Origin of the sequence: Clostridium sp. 1001271B_151109_B4 (assembly GCF_015670405.1) — a bacterium.
In the GTDB taxonomy this organism is placed as follows: Bacteria; Bacillota; Clostridia; order Clostridiales; family Clostridiaceae; genus Clostridium.
Map to the genome: position 1 here is coordinate 1 of NZ_JADPBQ010000041.1, position 4,936 is coordinate 4,936.

General features: G+C 25.6%; 6 protein-coding genes. All 6 read left to right on the plus strand.

All coding sequences use genetic code 11. The features are described 5' to 3' along the window. Window positions 1-246 precede the first annotated feature (246 nt). Entirely contained in the window at window positions 247-801 is a 555-nt protein-coding gene (locus I4V63_RS15295; RefSeq protein ID WP_196002082.1) for a hypothetical protein, read from the plus strand. 40 nt (window positions 802-841) lie between these two features. Further along, window positions 842-970: a hypothetical protein gene (locus I4V63_RS15855; RefSeq protein ID WP_279325761.1), complete on the plus strand. Its 129-nt coding sequence runs from the start codon at window positions 842-844 to the stop codon at window positions 968-970. A 51-nt stretch (window positions 971-1,021) separates the two neighbouring features. Continuing rightward, on the plus strand, window positions 1,022-1,609 hold the full coding sequence (locus I4V63_RS15300) for a hypothetical protein (RefSeq protein WP_196002083.1): 588 nt from the start codon (window positions 1,022-1,024) through the stop codon (window positions 1,607-1,609). Between the two features lie 60 nt (window positions 1,610-1,669). Continuing rightward, complete coding sequence (locus tag I4V63_RS15305; RefSeq protein ID WP_196002084.1) at window positions 1,670-2,614, plus strand: acyltransferase; 945 nt, start codon at window positions 1,670-1,672, stop codon at window positions 2,612-2,614. Window positions 2,615-2,893: 279 nt separating this feature from the next. Continuing rightward, window positions 2,894-4,072, plus strand: coding sequence for an AAA family ATPase (locus tag I4V63_RS15310; protein WP_196002085.1), 1,179 nt, complete (start codon window positions 2,894-2,896; stop codon window positions 4,070-4,072). Beyond that, window positions 4,069-4,824: a hypothetical protein gene (locus tag I4V63_RS15315; RefSeq protein ID WP_196002086.1), complete on the plus strand. Its 756-nt coding sequence runs from the start codon at window positions 4,069-4,071 to the stop codon at window positions 4,822-4,824. Before I4V63_RS15310 ends, I4V63_RS15315 begins: the two co-directional genes overlap by 4 nt. Window positions 4,825-4,936 lie beyond the last annotated feature (112 nt).

Sequence of the window (4,936 nt, forward strand, 5' to 3'; positions counted from 1 at the left end):
TTTTAATTCATTATTTTTCCATATGAATAAAAAGTGAGTATTATCGAAAAAATTTTGTTAATACTCACTTTTACTTTAAAAGCAATAGTAATCTATTTCTTTAATACAACACTAAAAAAAACCTGTATTCTTTGATTTATTTGATGAAGATTTAACAAGAGTTGTCGAGGGGATTCATTTAATCTATTTAACACAACCGAAAATACTTTTAAATATATTGGTGAAATAAAAACTTTTTTTGTAGGTTTGAACGGTAGAACAAATACTGATTTAGATTCTGAGTTTTATATTTATATTACCGACGTTATAAATATTAAAGGAAGATATAACTATGTTAATCATGAAGCGTTTAACACTTTCAAAAACAATATGTTGGATATAAATAATGATATGATAAAAAATATAAATGTTTTAAATAATAGTGTTGATATTGTTGATAAGGGTGTAACTGTTAATTTTTCAGATTTTGTTAATGAAGACCTAAGAGATTCAGAAATTATTAATAATATTTTAAGTTTTACAAGCGCATTTGAGAAAAGAACTATTGTAATTGATGAAGATATATTTATCGATAAAGCTATTTTGCTGCCAAGTAACACAACGGTAATAATTAATAATTGCACTATAAAACAAAATGATGAAGTCTTTGATAATGTGTTTAGAGGGGATAATATGAAATTAAGCACATGGGATTTATATTATGTTCCTTCTGAAATAGAGTATAATAATAATATTAAAATTCTAGGGAAAGGAAATGCAAGAATTGAGGGGTGTACAGTAAATAAAAAAACACACAGATAATACAACAATGACAGGCGACAAATGGGGTGGAAGAACTCACATGGTAAATATTAGTTGTACTAACGGTTTTGAATTAAGTGGCATAGAATTTACTAAAACTCGTGGGTGGTGTATAGAACTAGAGTTTGTTAGAAACTTTTATGTACATGATTTAGTTATTAATAGCTAATGGGTAAAAAATGGTGACGGTGTTAATATAAGAGCTGGTTGTCAAAACGGCATGGTTGAAAGAATAAGTGGAGCAACAGGGGATGACACAATAGCTATTAATAGTCATATTAGAAATGATTTAAGCTATCCAATCAATGATAATTTTATGTATCCAAACGAATTCACATATAAATATAATATTGAAGGGCGTAAATTAGACCCTAATTTTAGTGAAATTAAAAATATTTCAATTAAAGATATATCTAAAGTAGGAGGTCAATATCATGTGGCTATAATACTTTCAATGTTTGGTCATAAAATATCTAATATATCTTTTGATAATTTTAAAATTAGCGGAGATATTGTTTTACCTTGGACTAACTCATATATATCTTTTTATAATTATATACCATCAGATGTCCCTAAGGGTGATTCTGTAACAAAACCTACTGAAAGTGACTTTACAAAAGGTGATATTACAAATATAAGATTTAATAATATAGAGTGTAATTGTATTACTGATGGAATGGTTTTGTATAGTAATTTAGAAGTAGACAACACAGGGGGTAATAAAATAGTACAAAAAAATACAAATGCATTGATAACTAATATAAATCAAGATGGATTTACATTAACAAATTCAAAAATAGGAATATAATTAAAATTTGTGATATTAAACAAAATATGGTATAATTCTACAGAAAGTGAGGTTGTAAAAATGAAAGATAAAAGTATTCAATGTCTAAGAGCGCTGTCAATATTAGCTGTTGTTCTTATTCATTCTTTACCAAATGCAGATTCTTCAATCTATGTGAGGCAATTCATAAACTTTTGTGTAGCCATGTTTATATTTATATCAGGTTATTTAACAGATATAAATATAGATGATACTAAAAAGTTCTATAAAAAAAGAATTTTAAGAGTTATATTTCCATATTTAATTTGGTCTGCTATATTTATAGTTAAAAGTAAGGATTATAATATAATATCTATAATATGGAGAATTTTAACAGGGCAAGGGTGCAATATATATTATTATATCATAGTATATATGCAATTAATTATTGTAACTCCACTATTTGGAAAGGCATTAAAAAGTAAATATAGTAAAATACCTTATTTATTAACACCAATATCATTGATTTTAATTTATATTTATATTTTTATTGGAAATCCAATACCTTTTCCTTATAATGTTTTAAGCTTTACAGTATGGAGCTTATTTTATTATTATGGTTTACAGTTAAAATATCTTAATAAAAATCTAGAAATTAGTCTAAATAAAAATTTAATAATGTATATTATTTGGTTAATATTATCTATAATAGAAGGAATATTATGGAATAAGCATGGTAATTACTCTATGGCTATTAGTCAAATTAAGATAAGTTCAATACTATGCTCCTTATATTTTATAAAGGTAGTTATGGTTATTAAAAATAAAATTATAACTAATAAAGCAATTATTATGTTGGGAGACTATTCATTTGGAGTATATCTAACTCACATGTTTTTTATAGATATTTTAAAGAAATTTATACCAAATTATAGTGTATTTTTTGCTTTAATAATTGTAGTAATTGTATTATTGTTAAACTGTATATTTATATATATTGGAAAGTTAATATTAAAGGATAAAAGTAAATACTTAGGGTTTATATAATTAGTTCGCAATTGATAAAAATTGTTCGTAAAACTAAATGAAAAATAAGTTAGAAGTTAGAGTAAAATCTAGCTTCTTTTTTAATACAAAAATTGATAGATTATTAAAATTTGGAAAGTTGTCAATACTTATAAGTATATTTTTAATAATAAGTATTTTCAACATATATAAACATAGAATTAGATTATTGAAAAGTTGAATAAAATGAATAGTATTGATAAAATTGGTATTGTAAACTTAAAAGTATATTTAAAAGAACATTTAGATGGGAGAAAATCAATGAAAATTAATAAAATATCAATTGATGGTGTTGGAGGAATAAGAAATCTAAATATAAACTTTAATGAAGGATTGAATTTAATCTGTGGGCCTAATGGAATAGGAAAAACAACAATACTTGAAAGTATATTCGCTCCTTTTGTGCCAAGTATGTCAGATATACCTGGATTAAAAAGAAATGCATTATCTGAAAAAGGAGTAATTGACGTAAGTATTGTAAGTGATGAATCAATTAAAAACGCTAAAATCACAATAAATGGCATTGATCCTAATAGTGTTACTGGAGGGTCTATATGGAATAAACTATGTAAGGACATTATATTTTTCAAAACACATAGAGATATAAACTATATATCTGTTGATAGTATAAAAAAGGACGCTAAAAATAGTGATTATACTATAGCTAACACTCAAGTAAAAAGTGGCGTTTCATCTAGTGATATAAAGCAATGGTTTATAAATAGATTTATGTGGAGCGCTCATTGTAACGGTCTTTCATATGCTCAAAAGAAAAATTTTGAATTAGCAAAATCATGTTTTAGTATTTTAGATGAAGATATAAAATTTTGTAAAGTTACTCCTACTACTTATGATATAAAACTAAATACAAGAGAAGGCGAAATATATTATGAGTATTTATCATCGGGGTATAAATCAGTTTTACATTTATTGTTAGGATTTATAAAAGAAATAGAGTATAGATTCGGAGATAATAATATACTTGCTGAGGATTTTGATGGTGTAATTTTAATTGATGAAATAGACTTGCATTTGCATCCAGAGTGGCAAGCAAAATTAATTATAGCATTAAAAAGGATGCTACCTAAAGCACAAATAATCGCAACAACACATAGTCCACATATGATACAAGCAGTTTTACCAAAAGAAATAATTCCATTGGCTGTAAATGAGAATGGTGAAATCTATAAAAAAGATTTAACTCTTAGCAAGTATGGATTACAAGGTTGGACAATAGAAGAAATACTAGTTGATGTTATGGGATTAAAAGATACTTCATCTGATTTATATAAAAATACAATAAAAGAATTCGATATTGCAATGGATAATGATGATATTGAAAAAATTAAAGAGACATATAAAATGTTACAAGAAATGTTGCATCCTAATAATCAATTACGAAAAATTTTAGAAATACAAACAGCAGGTCTTAGAGAATGATAAAGCTAAAACGACCAGATAAACCTATAGAGTTAACAGATGAAGTTAAAGAAAGACTTACTAATGAATTCAAAGATACTGGAAAATCAGTTTGGAGAGAAAAATATATAGTTGATGCATTAAATCATATGTCAAATAATAAATGTTGCTTTTGTGAAACTAAACTTAATATAGAAGGAAAAGCTATGCAAGTAGAGCATTTTCATCACAAATCGAAATATCCAGATGAAGTTGTAGAATGGGATAATTTATTACCTTCATGTGGAAGATGTAATACTAATAAAGGAACACATGACACTAAAGAAGAACCTATTATTAATCCAACTATACAAGAACCTAAGGAGTATTTGTATTTAAAAAATTATACAATAAAAAGTAAAAATAAATGCAAATTAGGTTTGGATACAATAAGAGTACTATATCTTAATGATAGTACTGGATTAGTACAAGCTAGATTTAGGATATGTGAAGCTATTAGATGTAAAATAGAAGATATAGAAGAGTTGTTGAGTACGTGTGGGCAATCTCAAGAAATTCCCACTAGAAGGAAAAATAAAATAGTAAATGGAATAAAAGATATTTTAAGATGTGCACAGCCAAGTGAGGAATATAGCGCTGTTGTAGCTAATGCTATAATAAAGGATGAAACATATCAAGATATAAAGAAAAAATTAATTGAATTAGTGTTTTGGGATTCGGAATTAGAAGAATTGGAAAAGGTTAGTATAGAAATAATGTTTGATTCTGAATAAAGATATTATTATAAAAACTTAAAAATTCTATTTAAAATAAAAGAGCTTAGGAAACTATTTTAGTGTTGCATCTAAGTAAAACTTACTTGTTGACACGAACGCACTAGGTCTA

What these genes read in the sequence shown, in the direction of transcription:
- I4V63_RS15855 (WP_279325761.1), top strand. Translation starts at nt 842, where the DNA reads ATGGTAAATATTAGTTGTACTAACGGTTTTGAATTAAGTGGCATAGAA.
- I4V63_RS15300 (WP_196002083.1), top strand. Translation starts at nt 1,022, where the DNA reads ATGGTTGAAAGAATAAGTGGAGCAACAGGGGATGACACAATAGCTATT.
- I4V63_RS15315 (WP_196002086.1), top strand. Translation starts at nt 4,069, where the DNA reads ATGATAAAGCTAAAACGACCAGATAAACCTATAGAGTTAACAGATGAA.
- I4V63_RS15310 (WP_196002085.1), top strand. Translation starts at nt 2,894, where the DNA reads ATGAAAATTAATAAAATATCAATTGATGGTGTTGGAGGAATAAGAAAT.
- I4V63_RS15305 (WP_196002084.1), top strand. Translation starts at nt 1,670, where the DNA reads ATGAAAGATAAAAGTATTCAATGTCTAAGAGCGCTGTCAATATTAGCT.